This window comes from Paraburkholderia sp. AV2 (genome assembly GCF_054968425.1).
In genome coordinates this window covers 102,035-127,720 of record NZ_JBANLK010000014.1, presented here as the reverse complement: position 1 = coordinate 127,720, position 25,686 = coordinate 102,035, and the positions used below count along the sequence as shown (strand labels likewise).

Below are 25,686 nucleotides of genomic sequence, written 5' to 3'. Positions count from 1 at the left end.
GCCCAAGCCCGATGTTCCGGTATTCCGGCCTCGGTTTTTTTGCGGCTTCTGCCATGCTAGACCCCTACTATGTAATAACACTAATATGCGATTTTAGCGCCTTTTTATATCGCGCTGCAGCGAAATCCGCGCCCGCGGACCACTGGATGCGCGCGCAATGAAGGCGCGTGGGGACGTGCCGCGCGTCGCTGGAACAGCCGACGCGCGCGCCCTTCAACTCAAATCGTTCTGATAGTAATACCCGGTTGTGACATACCATCCACGGCGCACCTCGACCGGCCGGTCTCCATAGGTATAGGACACGCGATCGACCGAAAGCAATGGAAAGCCGGCGGGAACATGGAGCACGTCGGCCACGGCGGGCTCTGCCGCCACCGCGCGGATCTTCTCCGTCGCGCGAATCATGCGGGTGCCGAACTCGGCCTCGAACATGGCGTAGAGCGGCCCCTTGTACTCGGCAAGACGCTCCGCCGTGAGGCCGCGAAACACGGCGCCAGGCAGCCAGATTTCGTCGAGCACGGTGTTCTCGCCATCGAACTGCAAGAGACGCCGGATCAGCACGACGGGGTCCGCCGGCTTCAGGTCCAGTTGCCGCGCGATCTCCGCCGAAGCACGCAGGCGCCGGCATTCGAGCAGCCTGCTGACGTGCGGATGTTCGGCACCGTCATCTGCCAGCAATCTAAGGAAGCGAAACTGGGCTCGCTCCTCATTGTGCGTCGCAACGAACGTACCCTTGCCCTGGCGGCGCACGAGCAGGTTTTCGGCAGCGAGTTCGTCGATCGCCTTGCGCACGGTTCCCTGGCTCACCTTATAGCGGGCGGCCAGTTCGACTTCGCTGGGGATGATCTCGCCGGGCTTCCATTCGCCGGTCTCGAGGCTCTGCGTGATGAGCCCCTTGATCTGCTGGTAGAGGGGGCTGAAAGTGGGGGAGGCTGCCGGTGCAGACGCACTCGCACCGCTCTCCGGAGCGGGTGAATTGGCGTGACTGACCGGGTTCGTACTCATGGCGCGCATTTCAACACAAAGCCCGCCCCGGCGTCCAGCCTTTCCCCTGTAATAGATATGTCTTATATAAGACATAAGATACGGTTGACTTTGACCCTTCCGACTCCTACACTGCCGATCGAGCAAGGGTTTGCGGGCAGGCCCGCCTCACGGGCGAGAAGCCGCCGGCAGCAGCCACCTCGTGGCGCGCCGCGCCGCAAGGCACCTTCGCATCATGCTGTTCCCTCACCGCAGTAGAGGTTTCGATCCGCCCCGTCGGCGCCCCTCGCGCCACGCCCTCGTGGACCAGCCAAAGCGAGCCGTTGCAGGAGTCGGCACACCTGATGCGGCGAGCCGCAGGCATCCCGTTTCCCCTGGCTTTTGTCGCACAGGTTACCGGTCCGGCCGCCCTGCCGCGGCACGCAAAACCGGCGGCGACAGCCAGCCGGACGCATGCCCGGCAAAACGCCAGCCTGTTTCACGAACGCTTCGCGTAACGCGCATATAGAATGGCGTTTTACCTTGGCGTCTAACGCACCTTCCTGGAGATTTTCAATGGCTAAGCCCGCAAAGCGCGTTGCCGTCACCGGCGCCGCAGGTCAGATCGCTTACTCCCTGCTGTTCCGCATCGCGAACGGCGACCTGCTCGGCAAGGATCAGCCCGTCATCCTGCAACTGCTGGACCTGCCGCAAGCGCAAGCCGCCGTCAACGGCGTCGTGATGGAACTGGACGACTGCGCCTTCCCGCTGCTCGCAGGCGTGGTCATCACGGACGACCCGAAGGTCGCGTTCAAGGACGCCGATGTCGCCCTGCTGGTGGGCGCACGTCCGCGCTCGAAGGGTATGGAGCGCAAGGATCTGCTCTCGGCCAACGCCGAAATCTTCACGGTTCAGGGCAAGGCGCTGAACGACGTCGCCAGCCGCGACGTGAAGGTGCTCGTGGTCGGCAACCCGGCCAACACGAACGCCTACATCGCCATGAAGTCGGCGCCGGATCTGCCGAAGAAAAACTTCACGGCCATGCTGCGTCTGGACCACAACCGCGCGCTTTCGCAACTGGCCGCCAGGTCGGGCAAGCCGGTCGCTTCGATCGAGAAGCTCGCCGTGTGGGGCAACCACTCGCCCACGATGTATCCGGACTTCCGCGTCGCCACGGCGGAAGGCCAGTCGCTGACCAAGCTGATCAACGACGACGAATGGAACCGCAACACCTTCATCCCGACCGTCGGCAAGCGCGGCGCGGCGATCATCGAAGCGCGCGGCCTCTCGTCGGCAGCATCGGCCGCCAACGCGGCCATCGACCACGTCCGTGACTGGGTGCTCGGCACGAACGGCAAGTGGGTCACGATGGGCATTCCGTCGGACGGCTCGTACGGCATTCCCGAAGACATCATCTACGGCGTGCCGGTGACCTGCGAAAACGGCGAGTACAAGCGCGTGGAAGGCCTCGAAATCGACGCGTTCTCGCGCGAGAAGATGGACGGCACGCTGAACGAACTGCTCGAAGAGCGCGACGGCGTCGCTCACCTGCTCAAGTAAGTCCGGGGCAGGCAAACCGGGACTCCGCTTACGCGGCTTACGCGTATTGCCGTAGCGGGTTCCCGGTTTTTTCACGTCCAGAACTCGACTTCCGACGCCGATAATGCGCGCCATCACTCCCGCAGAAGTGCTGTTTGAAGGCGAAGCACCGCCCCCCCTCCTGCCCGCGTGCGATCACTACGCCGGCAGCGAGAAGCTGATGTTGAAGTCGCTCGCGCTGCAGCAGCAGCTCGGGCCCCTCTTCGATATCACGCTCGATTGCGAAGACGGCGCCCAGGTGGGCCGCGAAGGCGAGCACGCCGAATTCGTGGCGTCGCTGCTAGGCAGCGAGCACGACCGCTTCGGGCGCGTCGGCGTACGCATCCACGACTTCCATCATCCGCACTGGCGCGACGACGTGCGCCTGATCCTGCGCGCCGCGAAGCGCGCGCCGGCGTTCATCACGCTGCCGAAGATCCGCGCGGTGGGCGACGCCGCCGAAATGGTCGCCTTCATCGAGGCGACACGCGTGGAAATGGGCATCGACAAGCCGATCCCCGCCCAACTGCTCGTCGAAACGCACGGCGCGCTCGCGCGCGTGTTCGACCTCGCGGCGCTGCGCGGCGTCGAGGCACTGAGCTTCGGCCTGATGGACTTCGTCTCCGCGCACGACGGCGCGATTCCCGATTCGGCCATGCGCTCGCCCGGCCAGTTCGATCACCCGCTCGTGCGCCGCGCGAAGCTGGAGATCGCCGCGGCCTGCCACGCGTTCGGCAAGGTCCCCTCGCACAACGTCAGTACCGAGGTGCGCGACATGGACGTGGTCGCGAACGACGCGACCCGCGCGCGCAACGAGTTCGGCTACACCCGCATGTGGAGCATCCATCCCGCGCAGATTCCCGCCATCGTGGCCGCGTTCGCGCCGCGCGACGCGGAAATCGCGCTGGCCACGGAGATTCTGCTCGCGGCACAAAGCGCGCAGTGGGGCCCGACGCGCCACGGCGACACGCTGCACGACCGCGCGAGCTACCGCTACTACTGGTCCGTGCTGCGCCGCGCGCGCGCCACGGGCCGCGCCGTGCCACCCGAGGCGGCACCGCTGTTTGCGCCGGGCGAGTTCGCGCGGGAGGACGCGCCGTGAGGCGAGGTAAATCACAATGCGCCGCAGAAATTGAAGTTCATGCCGACAAATAGGTGAAAATAGCGTCCGCTGCGCGCTCTCGGGGCGTGCGCAGTGCTAGCTTGTGGCCGCATCGCGCGGCCGCGCACTGATCAACCGAGTTTGAGAGATAAAGGTCTGACTCCATGAAGAAATTGCTGATCGCCGCCGTTGTTGGCGCACTGTCCTCGTCGATGTTGCTGGCTGCGAACGACGCCGCCGCCCAGGCATCGTCGACCACGGCCAAAACGGCCACCACGACGCCGAAAAAGCCGGCCCCGAAGCACCGCATCATCAAGCGCAAGGCCAACCCGGCCAAGGAAGCCAAGGTCGATCCGATCCCGGAAGGCTCAGAGCACTGGAGCTGCGCGGAAGGCATGGCGTTCGACCTGAAGGGTGACATGGCGCGTGACCAGATCGTTACCGTTCACTGGGCGAACAAGAACTACAACCTGCCGCGCCAGGACACCACGACCGGCGCCGACCGCTTCCACGACGCCGCCACGGGCCTCGACCTCGTCGTGATCCCGACCAAGGCGATGCTGTTCTCGGACAAGGACAGCTCGCGTCTGGCGGACGAGTGCAAGACTGTTGCGATGCAGCAAGGCGCGCTGGCGCCGACCCAGGCCAACGCGCTGAACCCGGCGACCCGCGCTCCGGCGGCTGCCAGCGGCGCGACGGGCCAGTAAGCGCCCAAGGCGCACGGGAAGCCTCGATGCCCGCTCCGATCGCCCATGTCCGGCCACGGCCGGATCAGGTACTGGTCGATATCGTCGACTATGTCCTGAACGGGTTTGCCATAGACGGTGTCGACAGCGCGCTCGCGCTCTCGACGGCGCGTCTTTGTCTGATCGACACGCTGGGCTGCGGGCTCGAGGCGCTCTCCTACCCCGCCTGCACCAAACTGCTGGGACCGATCGTGCCGGGCACGGTCGTCCCGCACGGCGCGAAGGTGCCCGGCACCTCATTCCAGCTCGACCCGGTTCAGGCCGCGTTCAACATCGGCGCGATGATCCGCTGGCTCGACTTCAACGACACGTGGCTCGCTGCCGAATGGGGCCACCCGTCGGACAATCTCGGCGGCATCCTCGCCACGGCCGACTGGCTCTCGCGCACGGCCGTCGCCCACGGCAAGCCGCCGCTCGCCATGCGGGATGTGCTTGCCGGCATGGTGAAAGCCCACGAGATCCAGGGCTGCATCGCGCTCGAGAATTCGTTCAACAAGGTCGGTCTCGACCACGTGCTGCTCGTGAAGCTCGCCTCGACCGCGGTGGTCGGGCAGATGCTCGGGCTCACGCGCGACGAACTGATCAACGCCGTCTCGCTCGCGATGGTGGACGGCCAGGCGCTGCGCACCTATCGCCACGCGCCCAACACCGGCTCGCGCAAGTCGTGGGCCGCCGGCGACGCCACCTCGCGCGCCGTGCGCCTCGCGTTGATGGCGAAGACGGGGGAGATGGGCTACCCCTCGGCGCTCACGGCGAAGACCTGGGGCTTTTACGACGTCTCGTTCAAGGGACAGCCGTTCCGCTTCCCGCGCCCCTATGGCACGTACGTGATGGAAAACGTGCTGTTCAAGATTTCGTTCCCCGCCGAATTCCACGCGCAGACCGCGGCCGAAGCCGCGATGACGCTGCACGGCACGCTCGCGCAAACGGGCAGAACGGCGGAGGACATCAAGCGGATCACGATCCGCACGCACGAAGCGGCGATCCGCATCATCGACAAGACCGGGCCGCTCGCGAACCCGGCCGACCGCGACCACTGCATCCAGTACATGGTCGCCGTGCCGCTCCTCTTCGGGCGCCTCACGGCCGCCGACTACGAGGACGACGTGGCGGGCGATCCGCGCATCGACGCGCTGCGCGCGAAGATGGTCTGCGTCGAAGACCCGCAGTTCACGAAGGATTACCACGACCCGGGCAAGCGCTCGATCGCGAATGCGCTGACCGTCGAGCTGAACGACGGCACGACGCTGGCCGAAGTCGTGGTGGAATACCCGGTCGGCCACCAGCGGCGCCGCGCAGAAGGCATTCCGCTGCTGGTCAAGAAGTTTCGCACCAACCTCGCGCGCCGCTTCCCCACGAAGCAGCAGCAGGCGATTCTCGATGTCTCGCTGGATGCGGCGCGGCTCGACGCCATGCCCGTCAACGAGTACGTCGATCTGTATGTGATCTGAGAAGTAAGGTAAACAGCAGCAAACGTGTCTTAAGCGTTATTTCCGCGATTAAACGAAGGAAAACACCATGGCCCACAATCTCCACAAAACGCTAAAGGAATTCGACAGCGGTTCCGGCAAAGGCAAGTTCTACTCGCTGCCGCAACTCGGCAAGCAGCTCGGTGTGAAGATCAACCGCCTGCCGGTCTCGATCCGTATCGTGCTCGAGTCCGTGCTGCGTAACTACGACGGCAAGAAGATCGCGGAAGAGCACATCGAGCAGCTCGCGAACTGGAAGCCGAACGCCTCGCGCGTCGACGAAATCCCGTTCGTCGTCTCGCGCGTCGTGCTGCAGGACTTCACGGGCGTGCCGCTCCTCGCCGACATCGCCGCGATGCGCGGCGTCGCGAAGCAGGTCGGCAAGGACCCGAAGGTCATCGAGCCGCTCGTGCCGGTGGATCTCGTCGTCGACCACTCGGTCCAGATCGACTACTTCCGCCAGAAGGACGCGCTCGACCTGAACATGAAGCTGGAATTCCAGCGCAACAACGAGCGCTACCAGTTCATGAAGTGGGGCATGCAGGCGTTCGACACGTTCAAGGTCGTGCCGCCGGGCATCGGCATCGTCCACCAGGTCAACCTGGAATACCTCGCGCGCGGCGTGCACAAGAAGGCCGAAGGCGCCGACACGGTCTACTACCCCGACACGCTCGTCGGCACCGACTCGCACACCACGATGATCAACGGCATCGGCGTGGTGGGCTGGGGCGTGGGCGGCATCGAAGCCGAAGCCGGCATGCTCGGCCAGCCGGTGTACTTCCTCACGCCGGATGTGGTCGGCGTCGAACTGAAGGGCAAGCTGCGCGAAGGCTGCACGGCCACCGACCTCGTGCTGACCATCACCGAAATGCTCCGCAAGGAGAAGGTGGTCGGCAAGTTCGTCGAATTCTTCGGCGAAGGCACGGCCTCGCTCTCGCTGCCGGACCGCGCGACGATCGGCAACATGGCGCCGGAATACGGCGCGACCATGGGCTTTTTCCCGGTCGACGAAAAGACGATCGACTACTTCAAGGGCACGGGCCGCACGAAGGCCGAAATCGAAGCGTTCGAGAACTACTTCAAGGCGCAAGAGCTGTTCGGCATTCCGAAGGCCGGCCAGATCGACTACACGAAGACGCTCACGCTCGACCTCGCCACCGTCACGCCGTCGCTGGCCGGTCCGAAGCGCCCGCAAGACCGTATCGAGATCGGCCACGTGAAGTCGACCTTCACCGACCTGTTCTCGAAGCCGGTCGCCGAAAACGGCTTCGCCAAGAAGGCGGACGATCTCGCGGCCGAGTACACGACGACCGACGGCGTCAAGCTGCACAACGGCGACGTGCTGATCGCCGCGATCACGTCGTGCACGAACACGTCGAACCCGAGCGTGCTGCTCGCTGCCGGCCTGCTGGCGAAGAAGGCGGTGGAAGCGGGCCTCACGGTCGCGCCGCACATCAAGACCTCGCTCGCCCCGGGGTCGCGCATCGTCACGGAATACCTGACGAAGACGGGCCTCCTGCCGTACCTCTCGAAGCTCGGCTTCGAACTGGCGGCCTACGGCTGCACGACCTGTATCGGCAACGCCGGCGACCTCACGCCGGAACTGAACGATACGATCACGAAGAACGACGTCGTGGCGGCCGCCGTGCTGTCGGGCAACCGTAACTTCGAAGCGCGTATTCACCCGAACATCCGCGCGAACTTCCTCGCTTCGCCGCCGCTCGTCGTGGCCTACGCGATCGCGGGCAACATCACGCGCGACCTGATGACCGAGCCGGTGGGCAAGGGCAAGGGCGGCAAGGACATCTACCTCGGCGACATCTGGCCGACGAGCGACGAAGTCAACGCGCTGCTCAAGTTCGCGCTCGACGCCGACGCGTTCCAGAAGAACTACAGCCAGCTCACGAAGAAGGGCGACCTGTGGAGCAAGATCGAAGGCGAAGAAGGCCAGGTCTACGACTGGCCGAAGTCGACCTACATCGCCGAGCCGCCGTTCTTCGGCGACGACTTCTCGATGAAGCCGGCTTCGTCGATCGCTCCGGTCAAGGGCGCGCGCGCACTCGGCATCTTCGGCGATTCGGTGACGACCGACCACATCAGCCCGGCAGGCTCGATCAAGGAAGACTCGCCGGCAGGCAAGTGGCTGAAAGCGAACGGCGTGCAGAAGGCCGACTTCAACAGCTACGGCTCGCGCCGCGGCAACCACGACGTCATGATGCGCGGTACGTTCGCGAACGTGCGCATCAAGAACCTGATGATCCCGGCGAAGGCCGACGGCACGCGCGTGGAAGGCGGCCTGACGATCCACCAGCCGAGCGGCGAACAGATGTCGATTTACGACGCCGCCATGAAGTACATCGACGCCGACACGCCGACCATGGTGTTCGCCGGCGAAGAGTACGGCACGGGTTCGTCGCGCGACTGGGCAGCCAAGGGCACGCAACTGCTGGGCGTGAAGGCCGTGGTCGCACGCAGCTTCGAGCGTATCCACCGCTCGAACCTCGTCGGCATGGGCGTGCTGCCGCTGCAATTCAAGGGTTCGGACAGCGTAGCCTCGCTCGGTCTGACCGGCGAAGAAACGTTCGACGTCGAGGGTCTGACGGACGACTTCAAGCCGCAACAGGACCTGACGCTCGTGATCCACCACAAGGACGGCAAGTCGCAGCGCGTCCAGGTGCTGCTGCGTATCGACACGCCGATCGAAGTGGACTACTACAAGCACGGCGGTATTCTGCCGTTCGTGCTGCGCTCGCTGCTGGCGGCGTAAGCAGAAAGCTTTGCAGGTGCTGCATCCGGCAACGGATGCAGTCACACTTGGAAGCCCGACGAAAGTCGGGCTTTTTTTTCATTCGAGAAGCTTGTTGAGCGTGGCGAACTCGATCAGCGCCGCGAGCGAGGACACGCCGAGCTTGTCGAGCACGCGGGTCTTGTAGGTGCTGACGGTTTTGTCCGACAGCCCAAGGCGCGCCGCAATGCCCTTGTTGCTCATGCCGCGCGCGAGATATTGCAGCACTTCCACTTCGCGCGGCGAAAGCCCGTTGAGCGCGACGTCGCGCCCGCCGCCGCAACTGCCGGCCGGGAAGCAGTCGTAGCCCAGCAGCACCGCCTTCACCACGGCGCACAAATCCTCCACGCCGCGGCTCTTGCTCACATAGCCGTTCGCCCCCGCAATGCGCGTGTGGTTCGCCATCACCTGCTCCGGCTTCGCCGAGAGCACGAGAATGCGCGTGGCCGGCTGCTTCGCGTGAACGGCGCGAATGACGGAAAGACCGTCGAGCTTCGGCAACTCCAGATCGAGAATCACGAGGTCCGGCTGCAGCGACTGCACCATCCGCAGCCCTTCTTCGCCGTCGCTGCTCTCGCCCGCCAGTTCGTATTCGGTGTGCAGCACGTTGGCAAGCATCTTGAGCACGATGGGATGGTCGTCGATAGCCACGATGCGCTTCATTGTTTGGTCCATTTTTTTGGCAATATGAGCTCAAAAGCCTAGGGCTAAAGCTCACAGCCTGAACGACGCATCGGCACTTTTGTATAGGAGATGTCTGAAAGGAGGACGCGAAAATATAAAAAACCGCCGGTGCCGCACTCCGGCTTTGAACTTAACTAACGCGTGAATTAGACTGGAACGATGAGCCAGCGCGCCGCCGCCCCTGTCACGCCGCACGCCTCGCAGCCCGAGGGCGATCCGCCCCGGCCGCGCGGCCGACGTCGTGCCAGCGCGGACCCCGACGTGCGCGAGCGCCTCCTCGCCTGTGCCACGCAGCTCTTCGCCGACCAGGGCATCGCCGCCACGACCATGGCCCAGATCGCTGCCGCGGCAGGCGTCACCTCCGCCATGGTCCATTACTACTTCACCAACCGCGAAAAGCTGCTCGATGCGGTCGTGGAAGAGCGCATCGCCCGCGCAATCGAATTCGTCTGGTCGGGCGTGGCAGACGGCGGCGAGGAGGATGCGCACGCGCTGGCCCTCGCGCTCGTCGCGCGGCTCTTCGACGTGACCGGGCGCCTGCCGTGGCTGCCGGCGCTGTGGCTGCGCGAAATCGTCAACGAAGGCGGCCTGCTGCGCGAGCGCGTGCTCGCGTGCGTGCCCGTCGGCCGGCTGCAGCAGTTCGCGCAGCAGATGGGCGAGGCGCAGCGCAACGGCGTCGTCAATCCGGCGCTGGAAGCGCCGCTGCTCTTCGTGTCGATCATTGCGCTCGTCATGCTGCCGCTCGCCACGGCGAAAACCTGGCAGACCACGCGCGGCCTGCCGAAGATCGAACGCGACGCCCTCCAGCGGCACGTCACCGCGCTCGTCTCGGCCGCGTTGCAGGCGCCGGCCCGCCAAACGAAGGCATGCCAGCCGGGGAGCGCCCGATGAGCCGTCTGCCACTCTGCGTCGCCCTCTGCGCCGCAGCCGCGCTCGCGGGCTGCTCGCGACACGAAACGCCGGTCTGGCAAGGCTACGTGGAAGGCGAATACGTCTATCTCTCGTCTTCGCAATCGGGCACGCTGACCGAACTCGACGTGCAGCGCGGTCAGCAGGTCGACACGGCGGCGCCGGTCTTCGCGCTCGAAGCCGCTGACGAAACCGCCGCGCTAGACGAGGCGCGCCATCAGCTCGCCGCCGCGCGCGCACAGTTCGCCGACCTGCAGACGGGCAAGCGGCCGCCCGAGGTGCGCGTGACCGAGGCCCAGCTCGCCGAAGCCGTCGCCAATGCGCAGAAGGCGGCGCTGCAGCTCGCGCGCGACGAGGCGCAGTTCCGCGCGGGCGGCATTCCCCGCGCCCAGCTCGACGACTCGCGCGCCGACGCCGCCTCCACCGCCGCGCAGGTCCGCGAACTGCGCAATCAGGTGACGGTGGCGAACCTGCCGGGCCGCTCGGCGCAGATCGCGGCCCAAGCCGCCCAGATCGAGGCGGCGCAGGCCGCGCTCGCGCAGGCGCAATGGAAGCTCGACCAGAAACGCGTGGCCGCGCCGCGGGCGGGGCTCGTCTACGACACGCTCTATCGCGTGGGCGAATGGGTGCAGGCCGGCAGCCCGGTCGTACAGATGCTGCCACCGCAGAACGTGAAAGTGCGCTTCTTCGTGCCGGAAGCCGTGGTCGGCTCGCTCGCGCCCGGCCGCCGCATCGAGATTCGCTGCGACGGCTGCGCGGCCGACATCCCCGCGGCCATCACCTGGGTCTCGAACGCCGCCGAATACACGCCGCCCGTCATCTACAGCAACGAGAATCGCGAAAAGCTCGTCTTCATGATCGAGGCGCATGCCTCGCCCAACGATTCCGTGAAGCTCCATCCGGGCCAGCCCGTGGAGGTGCGGCTCCCATGATCGGGCACGAGGACGCATACGACAGCGGACACGACAGCCGCCCCGGCGAAGCCGCGCCGCAGCCCGCCGAGTACGCCATCGACGTCCGCCAGCTCAACAAGCACTTCGGCAGCAAGCACGTGGTCAACGACGTCTCGCTGCGCGTGGCGCGCGGCGAGATCTTCGGCTTCCTCGGCCCGAACGGCAGCGGCAAGACCACCTCGATCCGCCTCATGTGCGGGCTCCTCACGCCCGATTCGGGCTCGGGCACCTGCCTCGGCTACGACATCGTGCGCGAGAGCGAGCAAATCAAGCGGCGCGTCGGCTACATGACGCAACGGTTCTCGTACTGGGAAGACCTCACGATCCGCGAGAACCTCGACTTCGTCGCGCGCATCTACCAGATGCCGAACCGGCGCGATGCCGTGGACCGTGCGCTCGAATCGCTCGGCCTCGCCAGCCGCGCGAGCCAGCTCACGGGCGCGCTCTCCGGCGGCTGGAAGCAGCGCCTGGCGCTGGCCGCCTGCATGCTGCACGAACCGCAACTGCTGCTGCTCGACGAGCCCACGGCCGGCGTCGACCCCAACGCACGCCGCGAATTCTGGGAGGAGTTGCATCGCCTCGCGGCGCGCGGCATCTCGGTGCTCGTCAGCACGCACTACATGGACGAAGCGGAGCGCTGCCACAAGCTGGCCTATATCGCCTACGGCAAGCTGCTCGCGCAGGGCACCGCCGCCGAAGTGATCGCCTCGCAGGATCTCGACACCTGGGCCATCCACGGCGAGCAGCTTTCCGCGCTGTCCGCCCAGCTGCGCGAGACGCCGGGCGTCGACCAGACCGTCGTGTTCGGGTCTGTCCTGCACGCGAGCGGACGCGATCACGCGACGCTGGCCGCCGCCATCGAGCAGGCGATCGCCGGCCGGCCGCTACGCGCCGAGCGCATCGAAACGAGCCTCGAGGACGTCTTTATCTACCTGATGGGCGCCGTGAAAGACAATTACGGGGCCTTGACGTGAAGCGGCCTTTGAAGCGTCCTTTGAAGCGGCTTTTCGGATTCTCGCTGTCGCGCTGGTGGAGCATCGTGCTCAAGGAATTCCTGCAACTGCGGCGCGATCGCATCACGTTTGCGATGATCGTGGGCCTGCCTATCGTCCAGCTCACGCTGTTCGGCTACGCGATCAACACTGACCCGAAACATCTGCCCACCGCCATCGTGATCGGCGAAGACAGCGTTTTTTCGCGCAGCTTCGTGGCGGGCATGAAGAACTCTGCCTATTTCGACGTCGTGGAGACGCTGCCCGACGAAGCCGCCGCGCGTCACGCGCTGGCGCGCGGCACGGTGCAGTTCGTGCTGAGCATTCCGGTGGACTTCTCGCGGCGGGTCCTGCGCGGCGAAAAACCGTCGTTGCTGCTGGAAGCCGACGCCACCGACCCCACCGCCATCGCCAGCGCGCTCGCCGCGCTACCGGGGCTCGTCGATCCCGTCGCCGCGAAAGATCTCACCGGGCCGCTCGCGCGCCTGAACGGCGCGCCCGCCGCGTTCGACGTGCAGGTCCACCGGCTCTACAACCCCGAAGGCATTACGCAGTACAACGTCGTGCCGGGCCTCATGGGCGTGATCCTCACGATGACGATGGTCATGATGACGGGCCTCGCCATCACACGCGAACGCGAGCGCGGCACGATGGAGAACCTGCTCGCCACGCCCGTGCTCCCTGTCGAGGTGATGACCGGCAAGATCGTGCCTTACATCGCGATCGGCCTGATCCAGGCGACCATCATCGTGCTGGCCGCGCGCTTCGTGTTCCACGTGCCGTTCGCGGGCAGCCTGATCGCGCTCTATCTCTCGGCGCTGCTCTTCATCGCGGCGAATCTCACGGTCGGCATCACGCTTTCGTCGCTCGCGCAAAACCAGTTGCAGGCCATGCAGCTCACCGTGTTCTACTTCCTGCCCAGCCTCCTGCTCTCGGGCTTCATGTTCCCGTTCGGCGGCATGCCGCGCTGGGCGCAGTTCGTCGGCAACCTGCTGCCGCTCACCTATTTCAACCGCCTCGTGCGCGGCATTCTGCTCAAGGGCAATGGCTGGGTCGACCTGTGGCCCTCGATCTGGCCGCTCGGCGTATTCGCCGTCATCGTGATGGGCGTCGCGGTGCGCTTTTACCGGCGCACGCTCGACTAGGGGGCTCGCCATGACGACCAACAAGCCTCATGCGCTTTCCGCCATCGCTTGCACGCTCGTGCTCGCGGGCTGCACGCTCGGCCCCGACTTTCACGCGCCCAGCCCGCCTGCCTCCACGTCCTGGACGCACGAAGGCACGCCCGCGGCCACGGTCGGCGCGAGCGAGGCGAACAGTGTGAGCGCCGCAGGCGGCGTGCAAACCTTCGTCGCCGCAGAGAACGTGCCGAACGCATGGTGGACGCAGTTCGGCAGCCCCGCACTCGATCAGCTCGTCGACGCCGCGCTCGCCGCCAGCCCCACGCTCGACTCCGCGCGCGCGAAACTCGTCGAGGCGCGCGAGAACTACAACGCGCAGGCAGGGGCGACGCTCTTTCCCCAGGTCGATGCGAGTCTCTCGGCCACCCGCGAGAAGATCGACCTCGCCTCGTTCGGCATCACGGGCGTGCCGACCCCGGGGCCGTTCACGCTGTACGACGCGTCGATCAGCGTCTCGTACGTCTTCGACCTGTTCGGCGCGAACCGCCACGCGCTCGAAGCCACGCTCGCGCAGGTGGACTATCAGGCCTACGAACTGGCGGCCGCGCGACTCACGGTGGCGGGCAATGTGGTGTCGTCCGCCGTGCGGCACGCCTCGCTGCGCCGGCAGATCGAGATCACGCAGCAACTGATCGACACGCAGTCGCACCAGCTCGCCATCATGGAGGCGCGTCTCGCGGCCGGCGGCGTGGCCGAAATCGACGTACGCAGCCAGCGCACACTCCTCGCGCAGACGCGCGCGACGCTGCCGCCGCTCGAAACGCAGCTTGCGCAAACGGATCATCAGCTTGCCACCCTGCTGGGCGTGGCGCCCTCCAGCACACAGTTCGACGCGCAACTCGACGCGCTCACGCTCGATGCGCTGCATCTGCCCGACACCGTTACGCTCACGCTGCCCTCCGCGCTCGCCCGCGCGCGGCCCGACATTCGCGCGGCCGAGGCCCTGCTGCATCAGGCGAGCGCGAACGTCGGCGTGGCGACGGCGGACCTCTATCCGCAGATCACGCTCTCGGCCGGCATCGGGTCGGAGCGCACGAACATTGACGACGTGGTGAATGGGCTGAACATCTGGAATTTCGGTCTTGGTCTCGCGCAGCCGATCTTCCACGGCGGCGAATTGCGTGCGAAGAAGCGGGCTTCGGAGGCCGCCTGGGACGCCGCGTTCGCCGACTATCGGCAGACCGTGCTGCAGGCGCTGCAACAGGTAGCCGATACGCTGCGCGCGCTCGAAAACGATGCTCAGGCACTGCAATCGCGCGATACCGCCGACCGCGAAGCGCAGGCAAGCGCGACCGTGGCGCTCGCGCGCTACGCAGCGGGCGGCGTGAGCGAATTCAGCCTGATCGACACGCAGCGGCAAACGCTGCAAACCGCGCTCGACCGCACGCGTGCGCAGGCGGACCGGCTCGCCGATACGGCCGCGCTTTATCAGGCACTGGGCGGCGCCGCACTGCCGGCACAGACGGCGCGGTAAGCCCACCGAAAGCATTCGATACGCGAAGCCCGCGCCGCAGGCGTGGCCCACAGTGGCAACCGGACGTATATTGAGACAACCATTCGTTTCCTTTCGCCCCTTGCAAGGCTGCGCGACAATCGAGGGGCCCGCTGTTGCATCCGTCCCCCCTCGCACGAGAGCCAACAACGTATGAACCAGGCATCACCCTCTCAAGCCCTGCCGTCGCCTCACGACATCGTGATGGCCGATGCGCTCGAACTGTCCCAGTGGATCCGCATTCGCAAAGTGTCGTGCCGCGAGGTGATGAGCGCGTTTCTCGATCACATCGAGCGCGTGAACACGCCCGCCAACGCCATCGTCTCCCTACGCGAGCGCGACGTGCTGCTGCGCGAAGCCGATGAACGCGACGCCCAGCTCGCGCGCGGCGAATACTTGGGCTGGCTGCACGGCATTCCGCAGGCGCCGAAGGATCTCACGCCCACGGCGGGCATCGCCTCGACGCAAGGCTCGCCGATCTTCCGCGACGAAGTGCCGAAGGCCGACAACCTGATGGCCGCGCGGATGCGCGAGCAGGGCGCCATCTTCATCGGCAAGACCAACACGCCGGAATTCGGCCTCGGCTCGCACACCTACAACACGGTGTTCGGCACGACGCTCAACGCCTGGGACCCCGCGCGCAGCGCGGGCGGCAGCAGCGGCGGCAGCGCGGTAGCACTCGCGCTGCGCATGCTGCCGGTGGCGGACGGCAGCGACATGATGGGGTCGCTGCGCAACCCGGCGGGGTGGAACAACGTGTTCGGCTTCCGGCCCTCGCAAGGGCGGGTGCCCTCCGCGCCCGCGCCGGAATTGTTCTTCCAGCAACTGGGCTACGCGGGCCCGATGGGCCGCAGCGTCGCCGACGTCGCCATGCTGCTCTCCGTGCAGGCCGGCTACGACCCGCGCGCGCCGCTCTCGATCGCGCAGGACCCGTCCGCGTTCGCCGCGCCGCTCACGCGCGATTTCGGCGGCACGCGCATCGGCTGGCTGGGCGACTACAACGGCTATCTGCCGATGGAAGACGGCGTGCTCTCGCTGTGCGAGACCGCGCTGAAGGACTTCGAAGGCATCGGCTGCCGCGTCGAGGCCGCGCGCCCCGACTATCCGATGGAACAGCTCTGGCAGTCGTGGATCACGCTGCGGCATTTCTCCTGCGCGGGTTCGATGGGCGCGCTCTATCGCGACCCCGCCAGGCGCACGCTCCTCAAGCCCGAGGCGGTGTGGGAAGTGGAAGGCGGCCTGCGTCTTTCCGGCGAGGACGTGTGGAATGCCTCGGTGCTGCGCAGCCAGTGGTACAACGCGCTGCTCGCCCTGTTCGAGCGCTACGACTATCTCGTGTTGCCGAGCGCGCAGATCTTCCCGTTCGACGCGCGCGAGCCCTGGCCGAAGTCCATCGCCGGCAAGCCGATGGATACGTATCACCGCTGGATGGAAGTGGTGATCGGCGCGAGTCTCGCGGGACTGCCGGTGGCCTGCGTGCCGGCCGGCTTCAATGCGCAGGGCCTGCCGATGGGCCTGCAGGTGATCGGCAAGCCGATCGCGGACTTCTCCGTGCTGCAACTCGCCAACGCCTACGATCAGGCGACGCAGTGGGTCAAGCGGCGTCTGCCGCCGGCGCTGGGCGTGTAAGACGCAAGCGGCCGCTCCCTGTGGAAAGCACGACGGCGCCTTGCGGCGCCGTCGTCGTTTCGGCTCCGATCGGACGCGCTACTTGAGCCCGAAATCCACGCGCGTGGTGGCGCCCTTGTCGTCGATGCCCTTCGCGTCGAGCTTCGGCGCGACGATGAACACGCGGCTCGGATCGACCTTGCCCTGGAAGTACTGCTGCACCGCCTGCGCGCGCTGCTGCGCGAGATCGCGCAGCGTGGCGTCGTTGACGGGCGCGTGGTCTTCCAGCGCCTGCTTCATGTCGGCGTCGGGCAGCGTCTTCGTGAGGCCGATCATGTTGCGCGGCTTCTTGAAGTCTCCGTCCTTATAGGCCTTGGTGAGGTACTTGTCGTACTCCTTGTCGTCCACCTTCACCTGCGAGGTGTCCACGCTCTCGCCGTTGCCCACGGTGTCCTTCACCTTTGCGGCGCGCACGAGGTGATCGACGTACTGTTCGCGCAGCGCGGGCGTATCCACGGCCGGATCGGCGCGGCCGATCAGGTCGATCTTGATCGAGGGCTTGTCGTCCAGCGCCTTCGCGATGGTGTCGAGCTTCTTCTCGTCGGCGTCGCTGAGCGTGGCCAGGCCCGGCGCGAACTCCACGTAGCCCAGCTCCTCGCCACCGCCGCCGAACGCATTCGCGAGCAGCGTGAACGGCGCCGTCACGGCCTTCGCGATGAGGTTGAGCACCGCCTTCCAGATCACGCCGCCCAGGCTGAACTCGGGGTTCGAGAGCGAGCCCGACACCGGAATGTTCACGTCGATTTCGCCGCGCCGGTTCTTGAGCAGCGAGATCGCGAGACGCACGGGCAGCTTCGTCGCCGTGTCGTTGTCGACATGATCGCCGAACGTGAGCTGGTCGATGAAGATATGGTTGTTCGCCGAGAGCTGATCGTTCGCGAGCTGATAGTGCAGGTCGACGTTGAGCTTGCCCTTCGTGATCGGGTAGCCCGCGTACTTCGTCGAGTACGGCGTGAGATTCGTGAGTTCGATATCGTGCGCCGACGCCGTGAGGTCGAGCGAGGGCTTTGCGATGAGCGGGTTGACCGTGCCCTTGATCGTGATGGGGCCGTTGCCGGAAAGGCTCGCCGAAACGTCCACCGGCGCGGGCGTGGTGGACTGCGTGCCAAACGCGCCCACCTTGCCCTGGATCTGCACGAGGTTGGCGCTGTAGTTCGGCTTGATGAAGTTGTCGGTGTAGTTCACGCGGCCGTCCTGCAGCACGAGCTCGCCGAAGCGCAGCCGCACCGGGCTCTTCGGCGCCTGCGCGGCCGTGACCATGGGAGGCGCCGACGCGGCGGCGGGCGCGGATGCTGCCGGGGCCGGTGGTGCGGACGCAGCCGCCGTCGTTGCCGCCGCCTCGCTCGCGGTCTGCGGCGAAAGCGGTACAGGTTCGCGGCCGCCGCGCGCCTGCGCACCGGTATCGCGCGTGAGCGACTGCGCCTGGCCGCTTTGCTGCGCGACCACGTCCTTCAGGTTCAGCTTGCCCTGCGCGTCGAGCAGCACGCGCCCGTAGAAGCCGGCAAAGGTCACGCGGCTCGCGTCGACGTCGGTGCCGCGCGCCTCGTCGTAGCTCGCCCGCAGGTTCGAGAGCGCGAGCGAGCGCCAGCCCGCGAACGGGTCCGACGTAGCCTTGTCGAGCATGCGCATATCCACGACCGCCACGTCGCCGCGGTAGTTGGCCTTGAGCGCCTTGCCCTGCTCCATCGCGAGCTGGCCCTTCATGTTGAGCAGCGCGCTCGCGATCACCGCGTTCAACTGGTTGCCGAAGTACGGCTCGAACGCCGCGGCGTCGAGGCGGTTGGCGTCGATCTTGAGCGTCGCCTTCAGCGGAGTCGGGTTCACGTCGCCGGCGAGCGCGAGCGTGCCCTTGCGGTTCAGCGTCGCCTTCAGCTCGATGGGCAGCGCGTGGCCCAGGTCGTCGCTGATCTGCTGCACCTTGAGGTCGAGCGGCGTGATGGCGAGCTTCACCGGCCGCGGCGTGCTGCTGTCCGTAAAGTTGATCGTGCCGTCGTTCACGTTGAACGCGTCGATCTTGTAGTGCCAGGCCGGACCTTCCTGCACCGACTTCTGCGCCGCGTGGATCGCCGTGCGTTCCTGCGCGGCCTCGTGCTTGCCCGCCAGTTGCATGAGGTCGATGCTGCCGTCCTTGCGGCGCTCGGCGTTGACCGCGAGGCCCGTGAGATCCACCGAAGCGATCTGCGCCGTGCGCGCCGTGAGATCGACCTGGCTCACCTTCACGGCGCCCTGCGCGAGCGCGACGGCCGGGGCCTTCGCGCCGCGCGCCGCGACCTTGAGCGTGTCGAGGTTCAGCGTCGTCTCGCCGACCTGCACGGCGGCCGGCGACTTCGCCCAGTCGGCCGTGAGCTGCGCGTCGACGCTGAGCTTGCCGTCCACGATCTGCGCGGCGGTCAGGTTGTCGAGGTAAGGCTGCAACGGCACGAGCGGCAGGCCTTGCAACTGGATCTTCGAATCGGCGGTCTTCGTCACCATGCCGAACGAGCCCGCGGCCTTCAGCGTGCCGCCGTCGGCCATCGTCGTGCCGAAGGTGTACTGCGCCGGCGCCTTCGCCGTGGTCGAAAAGTTGGCGAGCGTCGTGCCGACGTCATTGAGCACGATGTCCACGGGGTGTGACGGCGTCTCGTCATGCACGTGCACCGTGCCGCCGTCGATCGCGAACTGGCGGATCGAAAGATCGAGCGGCTCGGGCCGGGCCGCCGCTCGAGCCTCGGTGGCGGAAGCCGCGGAAGGAGGCGCCGCCGCCGCGCCGCTCGCGGCGTTCGGGCCGCCGGCAGCCGGCTGTGCGCCCGCCAGCTTCTCGACGCTCAGCACGCCGTCGTGGTCCCGCGCGATCCAGACGTCGGGCGCGTCGAGGCGAATCTGGTCGAAGTGGTACGCATTGCTGAACGGCACGAGCGAGGCCGCCGCCACGTGCAGGCTGCGCGCACCGAAGAGCGGCGCGCCGGCCGTGTCGGTGGCATTGATGTCGTTGAGGTCGACGGTGCCGGAAACGCGCAGCTCGGGCTTCTCTTCCGACATCACGAAGTCGAGCTTGAGGTCCGTCGAAAGCTTGCCGCTCTTCACCGCCACGGGCAGCTTCGCCGGCGCGTAGCTGAGGAGGTTCGGCACGTCGAGCGCGTCGAGCTTCAGCGCCACTTCCGACTCGCGCGAGGCCGCGAACGGCTTGGTCTTGCCGTCGACGGCGAGCGTGCTGGCGCCGTCGATGCGCGCGCGCAGCATCGGCTCGACGAAGATGTCGGTCTTCGAAGCCAGCGTCGCGATGAACGGAATGCCGATCGTGAAGCGGTCGATCACGTGCTTCTCGTTGAGCAGGCGGTCGTCGAAGGTGATTCGGCCGTTTTCGAGGTGGATATTGGAGACCGAAAACGGCGTCGGCTTGCTGCCGGGCTGCGAGGGCTTCGAGAATTTCTCGATCAGGTCGGTGAAATTGAAGCGCTGCGCGTCGAGCCGCACGATGGTCACGCGCGGCGAATCGACCTGCACCTCTTCGACGATAGGCGCGAGACGGAAGATCGACGACCAGGACGGCTGCACGACGAGGCGCTCGACGTCGAAGAAGTCGCCGTTGCCGCCGCGCTCGCCAATGTGGACGCGGTCGGCTTCGAGCCGCAACGTGTAAGGATTGAGCGCGATGCGGCCAATCGTGACGGGCCGGTCGAGCTGCTTGCTGAACTGCTGGGCCGCGATATGCCGGATGAGCGGCGGCGCGGCGAAAAAGCCGAGGAGGCCGAAGACGACGAAGAAGATCAGCACGCCGATCAGAACGTGCCGCGTGCGGGGTGAGCGCGCCACGGCGCGAACCGACTGCAGGGAAGAATTCAGCGACGCTTTGTTGAGGCTTGCCATGCTCTCTTGCGAATGACGCGGCGACAGGCCTGCCGCGGATAGTGGGACTGGAAGACGGTCGAGGCTCCCGACAGCGAAAAGTATAGGCGCGATGACGCCAGGCACGGCGGCAAAACGCCTCAATTCCGCGCGCCGTTGCTGCGCCGCAATACCGCCCGCTCGACCGCGGGCGGCGTAGCGAGGCAACGGTAAGGCGCACCGCTCGGGGGAGGCGCGCCCTACTCCCCCTAATCCCGATACCCCGCCTGATCGCGCGGATTAACTGGGTGGACCCACTGCATGGCCCACCGCGCGGCCTTACTGCCGCTCGACTGCCGGCGGCTGCCAGCTACCGTCCACGGCAGCGTGCTTCGGCGCATAGAGGCGCAGCACGAGCCGGAAATCGCCGTGCGGCGCAGGCACCCAGTTCGTGCCGCCGCGCGGACGGTCCGCCGCGACGTGCACGTCGAGCGAACCGTCGCGGTTGCGGCGCGCGCCGGTGCGGTCGCCGAGCGCCACGCGCACGGGCGTGCTGTCGTCGAGCGCGCCGTCGGTCGTGTAGGCCGTGATCGACCAGAAGCCGCGCACCGGCGGCAACTGCTTCGCTGCGAAGTGGATCACGTAGCGGTTCGCGCCGTTGAGCGCGTGGCCGTCGCTGTCCTGCGTCACGCGGGCGCGCACCTCGTCGGACGAAGTCGGCAGGCCCGTCTGCGTATAGGCCGTGTAAGCGCGCAGCGCATAGTCGGGCCCATAGTTGCCGGCTTCGTCGCCTACCCAGAGCCAGCCGTTGCCGGCCAGCAGGTTCGAGGGCGGCGTCGCAACGCGCGTCTGGCCGTCGGCATAGCCGGCCGCCACGGCGGCCTTCGCATCGGGCAATTGCACCGCATCGCCCGGATGCACGCCGATATCGCCGAGGATCTTGAGCGCGTGCGGATCGTCGGGCACCGGCGGATTGTCTTCCAGCGCCTGCGAGAGATGGTCGAAGAAACCGTTGGCGTCGAGCGCCGCGACCTTCTGGGCCGGCGTGCCCGGCGCGACCGGATCGCCGCTCTGGCTCGCGCCCGACGACGACGCGTCGGCGCCGCGGCCGCTGCGATCGGTCCATGCCGAAAGCGGCGCGACACGGATGCCGCGCTGCAGCCGGCGCACCGCTGCGAGATCGGCACTGCCGCCGCGCGTCTCGATGCGCGCGACGAACCAGGCGTTGCGCGTCGGCACGTCGATGCGCTGCACATGCGCCGGCAGCGTGCCCTTCCAGCCGGCGGGCACGAACGCAATCGTTTGCGCCTTCAGGCCACGGGCATGATCGGTCACCTGCGAACCCGTCGACCAGACCACGTTCGTCCACATGTCGAGCGCGCGGGCATCCATGTAGCGGCCGTGCGTATCGGGCAGGCTCACGAGCACCGGTTCGCTGGAAAGATCGAGCCAGCCCGTCGAGCCGAGCGTATCGAGGTTGGGCTCGGGCGGAATCGCGGCGCCCACGGGCGGCAGGGCCTGCGCGTGACGCAGCGTGTTCGGCGCGGACTGGCCCGGCCCGTTGCCGGTGGCGGCTTCGCGCGACAGGTCCATGAGGACGAGCGGGTAGCCGAACACATAGGAGTCGGATACTTCGTCCTTCACCCAGCCGGAGCCGGCGGCTTTCGGCGCGACACCGCCCGGCGGGGCGGCACAGCCGGCCATGAGTGCAAGCCCCGCAAGTGCCAGGCAGGTGCGGTAACCAGGGTACTCTCGACTTTTTGTTGTCATTTGTAGATCTTGTAGGCGAAGCAGGCGGTCCAGGAAGTCGCCAACGCGCGCCTGGCGCTGCGCGGGCCCCCCGGGGCCGTGGAAATCGCGCTGCATGGCGGCAATGTCGGCGAGTCGTATCGTATCGCTCACGCCATGACGTGAAAAGCGGTCGCGACGGAATTCTGCGTGACGCGCGGCGCGCCCTTGACCTTCCCATCATGGGAACGTAGATACTGCCTGATGTCGAAACCGCCATCGCAGCCATCGCCTCACGGCCCGCCAGCATGAACGATTCCCTTATAGAAGAACTCCGTGACACTCGTGTCGCCGAATTCGAAATTCGCGGCATGACCTGCGCCGCCTGTGCGACGCGCGTCGAAAAGGCGCTCGCCAGGGTGCCCGGCGTCGCGCGCGCCAGCGTCAATCTCGCCACCGAAAAAGCCACCGTCGAGGCCGGCGCGGAGGTCGCGCCCGAAGCCCTGGCGAGCGCCGTCACGAAGGCCGGTTACGAAGCCGTGCCGCTCGTGGAAAACGAAGACGCTGCCACTGCCGGCGCGAGCGCACCCGAGAGACAGGTCGCCATCGCGCGCCGCGAATGGCGGGCCGTGCTGATCTCGGCGCTGCTCACCGCGCCGCTCCTGCTGCCGATGATCGGCCACGCGCTGGGCCTGCATGGGATGCTTTCCGCCGGCGTGCAGTTCGTGCTCGCCTCGATCGTCCAGTTCGTTTTCGGCGCCCGTTTCTACCGCGCCGCCTGGAAGGCCGTGCGGGCGGGGGCCGGCAATATGGACCTGCTCGTCGCGCTGGGCACCTCGGCGGCCTGGGGCGTGAGCGTCTACGCCATGCTCGCGCATCCCGGCGACGTCGCCCATCTGTACTTCGAAGGATCGGCGGTCGTCATTACGCTCGTGCGCTTCGGCAAGTGGCTCGAGGCGCGCGCGAAACGCCAGACCACCGATGCGATCCGCGCGCTCAACGCCCTGCGCCCCGAGCGAGCGCGCCTCGTGGTGGACGGCGCCGAGCGCGACGTGCCGCTCGCGGCGGTGCGGGTGGGCCATATCGTCGCCGTGCGCCCGGGCGAACGCCTGCCCGTGGACGGCGTGGTGCTGGAGGGCCGCAGCCACATCGACGAATCGCTGATCACCGGCGAAAGCCTGCCCGTCCCCAAGGCGCCGGGCGACCCCGTCACAGCCGGTTCGATCAACGGCGAAGGCGCGCTCGCCGTGCGCACCACGGCTATCGGCGCCGAGACCACGCTCGCGCGCATCATCCGCCTCGTCGAGAGCGCGCAGGCCGAAAAGGCGCCGATCCAGCGCCTCGTGGACCGCGTGAGCGCCGTTTTCGTGCCCGCCATTCTCGCAATCGCGGCAATCACGCTCGTGGGCTGGCTGCTCGCGGGCGCCCATGCCGAAACCGCCATCCTCAACGCCGTGGCCGTGCTCGTGATCGCGTGCCCCTGTGCGCTCGGCCTCGCCACGCCCGCCGCGATCATGGCGGGCACGGGCGCCGCCGCGCGCCGCGGCGTTCTCATCAAGGACGCAGAAGCACTCGAAACCGCGCACAACGTGAACGTGGTCGCCTTCGACAAGACGGGCACGCTCACGCTCGGCCAGCCCTCGCTCGCGGCGTTCGAGACGGCCGAAGGCGTGACGCGCGCCGACGCGCTCGCGTTCGCCGCCGCCGTGCAGCAGCAGAGCGATCACCCGCTCGCGAAAGCCGTGCTGCGGGCGTTCGAAGCGCAATCGAACGGTGCGCCGCCGCCCGCGGCCGCGCATGCGCGCGCGGTGCCGGGACGCGGCGTAGAAGCCGAGGTGGAAGGCCGCCGGTATGCCATCGGCAGCGATCGTTGGCTCGACGAACTCGGGCTTGCCGCGCCGCCCGCGCTCGCCGCGCGCGCACAGACGCTGGCGCAGGCTGGCAACACCGTCTCGTGGCTTGTTTCATCGAGCGCTGCGCAGGGCGGCGCGACGCCCCAAGGCACGCCACGCGGCGAACCCGAAACCGTGCTCGCGCTGCTCGCGTTCGGCGATACGGTCAAGCCGACCGCGCGCGAGGCGATTGCCCGCCTGAAGACGATGGGCATCCGCAGCGTGCTCGTGACCGGCGACAACGCCGGCAGCGCGGCGGCCGTCGCGGCACAGCTCGGTATCGACGAAGTCCACGCGCAGGTGCTGCCCGACGACAAGGCCGCCACGATTCGCGACCTCAAGATCCGCTCGGGCAGCATCGTCGCGATGGCCGGCGACGGCATCAACGACGCCCCCGCCCTCGCCGCCGCCGACATCGGCATTGCCATGGCCACCGGCACCGACGTCGCCATGCATGCATCAGGCATCACGCTGATGCGCGGCGACCCGCTGCTCGTCGCGGCGGCCGTCGACATCTCGCGGCGCACCTGGCGCAAGATCCAGCAGAACCTGTTCTGGGCGTTCGTCTATAACCTGATCGGCATACCGCTCGCGGCCTTCGGACTGCTCGACCCGATGCTCGCGGGCGCCGCCATGGCATTCTCCAGCGTCAGCGTCGTCACGAACGCGTTGCTCCTGCGCGCCTGGCGCGACGCCGACTGACCGGGGACTAATCCGCGAACAAATGCGCGACGACACCTCGCGCATCGCGGCCGGCTGCGGCGAGATACGCGTAGCAAACGCCGGCGTAATTGTGATCCGCAGCGGAATTCGCTTTGGGATCAGGGGCTTGATGAAGATGCGGACAGGTTTTCCACAGGGCTGCCAACAATTTCTGTGGAAAACAACAGCCGGGGCTGCGATCCCATGGCGGCACTGCGCAACATGCACGTCATCCTCGGCATGCCACGAGATAGCTTTGTCATCCCAGTCGCCATGACGTACCAACTAACGCTTACTTTGCGCACGACCTGCCTCACGCGTTGATTCGCGAGGCAATGACTTTCCCGTCAGGTACTTAGGAAAGCTGCCCAGTACTTCTCCACAGGCCTATGCACCAAATCTGGGGATAAACCGCCCCCCTCTCCCAGCCCCCCGACGCTTTCCGCATCTCAGGAGACCTTGCTTTTCGCGTCAATGACTTAGCTTCGCTATCCCGAACTTGCCCACAGGGCTGTGCCCAAAAAGTGGGGATAACTACGGCGGAGTGCGAAGCAACGGAGCCGCCATTCGGGCCGGACTGCTGAGCAATGTCAAATGAAAACCAGGGAGACCTGCGTACCGCGATTCGGCGTGCGCCCCTCGCTCTCCACGAAGGGCGCAACGACCGCGCGGCTCACTGCCCCTGCTGCTGCAGCGGCGGTGTATATTGCGCACCCGCTCCACCGTTATCGGGCTCGGTGTCATCCGGAGTCGGCGTGGGCGCCAGTGCCGGTTCCTGCGCGGGGAACGGCGACGGAGCGGCCGGTGCGCTCGCGGGACCGATGATAGGCGGCAGGCCGGTCTCGCGCGGCCCGGACGCCGCTGCTGGCGCCGATGCCGTCGATGTCGCCGGTGTCAACGGCGCAGCCGGTCCCGCCGATGCCGGCACTTCGGAAACCGGCGCCGGCACAGCGCGCGGCCCCCGCGCGCGGCTTAACCGCCCGCCCCCGGGCGCGGCCCGCCGGGTCGGCCCCCAAACAAAATTGCTACACCAAGCGC

16 protein-coding genes are annotated in these 25,686 nt (G+C 67.1%); 12 read left to right on the top strand and 4 right to left on the bottom strand.

The window, feature by feature from the left end; all coding sequences use genetic code 11:
• Window positions 1-213 precede the first annotated feature (213 nt).
• Window positions 214-1,014, bottom strand: coding sequence for a GntR family transcriptional regulator (locus V8683_RS12965; RefSeq protein ID WP_411191723.1), 801 nt, complete (start codon window positions 1,012-1,014; stop codon window positions 214-216).
• A gap of 525 nt (window positions 1,015-1,539) precedes the next feature.
• Here V8683_RS12965 and V8683_RS12960 point away from each other — a divergent pair.
• The 5 genes from V8683_RS12960 (at window position 1,540) to acnA (ending at window position 8,625) form a co-directional block, all read left to right on the top strand.
• Entirely contained in the window at window positions 1,540-2,523 is a 984-nt protein-coding gene (locus V8683_RS12960; protein WP_411191724.1) for a malate dehydrogenase, read from the top strand.
• A gap of 103 nt (window positions 2,524-2,626) precedes the next feature.
• The gene (locus V8683_RS12955) at window positions 2,627-3,643 is read left to right on the top strand and encodes an HpcH/HpaI aldolase/citrate lyase family protein (RefSeq protein WP_411191725.1); all 1,017 of its coding nucleotides are present in this window, start codon (window positions 2,627-2,629) and stop codon (window positions 3,641-3,643) included.
• 164 nt (window positions 3,644-3,807) lie between these two features.
• Complete coding sequence (locus V8683_RS12950) at window positions 3,808-4,350, top strand: hypothetical protein (protein WP_411191726.1); 543 nt, start codon at window positions 3,808-3,810, stop codon at window positions 4,348-4,350.
• Between the two features lie 26 nt (window positions 4,351-4,376).
• Window positions 4,377-5,840, top strand: coding sequence for a bifunctional 2-methylcitrate dehydratase/aconitate hydratase (locus tag V8683_RS12945; protein ID WP_411191727.1), 1,464 nt, complete (start codon window positions 4,377-4,379; stop codon window positions 5,838-5,840).
• A 67-nt stretch (window positions 5,841-5,907) separates the two neighbouring features.
• The gene (gene acnA, locus V8683_RS12940) at window positions 5,908-8,625 is read left to right on the top strand and encodes an aconitate hydratase AcnA (RefSeq protein WP_411191728.1); all 2,718 of its coding nucleotides are present in this window, start codon (window positions 5,908-5,910) and stop codon (window positions 8,623-8,625) included.
• Window positions 8,626-8,703: 78 nt separating this feature from the next.
• On the opposite strand, the gene V8683_RS12935 is transcribed toward acnA, so the two are convergent.
• A complete protein-coding gene (locus tag V8683_RS12935; RefSeq protein WP_411191729.1) occupies window positions 8,704-9,306 on the bottom strand; it encodes a response regulator in 603 nt (200 codons plus the stop codon).
• A gap of 180 nt (window positions 9,307-9,486) precedes the next feature.
• Between V8683_RS12935 and V8683_RS12930 the strand changes: the two genes are divergently transcribed.
• The 6 genes from V8683_RS12930 (at window position 9,487) to V8683_RS12905 (ending at window position 16,483) form a co-directional block, all read left to right on the top strand.
• Entirely contained in the window at window positions 9,487-10,218 is a 732-nt protein-coding gene (locus V8683_RS12930; protein ID WP_411191730.1) for a TetR/AcrR family transcriptional regulator, read from the top strand.
• Entirely contained in the window at window positions 10,215-11,168 is a 954-nt protein-coding gene (locus tag V8683_RS12925) for an HlyD family secretion protein (RefSeq protein WP_411191731.1), read from the top strand. Before V8683_RS12930 ends, V8683_RS12925 begins: the two co-directional genes overlap by 4 nt.
• On the top strand, window positions 11,165-12,163 hold the full coding sequence (locus tag V8683_RS12920) for an ABC transporter ATP-binding protein (protein WP_411191732.1): 999 nt from the start codon (window positions 11,165-11,167) through the stop codon (window positions 12,161-12,163). The genes V8683_RS12925 and V8683_RS12920 overlap by 4 nt, the downstream gene beginning before the upstream one ends.
• Before the next feature lie 20 nt (window positions 12,164-12,183).
• Complete coding sequence (locus V8683_RS12915) at window positions 12,184-13,326, top strand: ABC transporter permease (protein ID WP_411191733.1); 1,143 nt, start codon at window positions 12,184-12,186, stop codon at window positions 13,324-13,326.
• Between the two features lie 10 nt (window positions 13,327-13,336).
• On the top strand, window positions 13,337-14,836 hold the full coding sequence (locus V8683_RS12910) for an efflux transporter outer membrane subunit (protein ID WP_411191734.1): 1,500 nt from the start codon (window positions 13,337-13,339) through the stop codon (window positions 14,834-14,836).
• A 171-nt stretch (window positions 14,837-15,007) separates the two neighbouring features.
• A complete protein-coding gene (locus V8683_RS12905; RefSeq protein ID WP_411191735.1) occupies window positions 15,008-16,483 on the top strand; it encodes an amidase in 1,476 nt (491 codons plus the stop codon).
• 78 nt (window positions 16,484-16,561) lie between these two features.
• On the opposite strand, the gene V8683_RS12900 is transcribed toward V8683_RS12905, so the two are convergent.
• Together V8683_RS12900 and V8683_RS12895 are read right to left on the bottom strand one after the other, a co-directional pair.
• The gene (locus tag V8683_RS12900; protein ID WP_411191736.1) at window positions 16,562-20,368 is read right to left on the bottom strand and encodes a DUF748 domain-containing protein; all 3,807 of its coding nucleotides are present in this window, start codon (window positions 20,366-20,368) and stop codon (window positions 16,562-16,564) included.
• Between the two features lie 297 nt (window positions 20,369-20,665).
• A complete protein-coding gene (locus V8683_RS12895) occupies window positions 20,666-22,096 on the bottom strand; it encodes a DUF1254 domain-containing protein (RefSeq protein ID WP_411191737.1) in 1,431 nt (476 codons plus the stop codon).
• A gap of 266 nt (window positions 22,097-22,362) precedes the next feature.
• Between V8683_RS12895 and V8683_RS12890 the strand changes: the two genes are divergently transcribed.
• Window positions 22,363-24,648: a heavy metal translocating P-type ATPase gene (locus tag V8683_RS12890; RefSeq protein ID WP_411191738.1), complete on the top strand. Its 2,286-nt coding sequence runs from the start codon at window positions 22,363-22,365 to the stop codon at window positions 24,646-24,648.
• The last annotated feature ends 1,038 nt before the right edge of the window (window positions 24,649-25,686 follow it).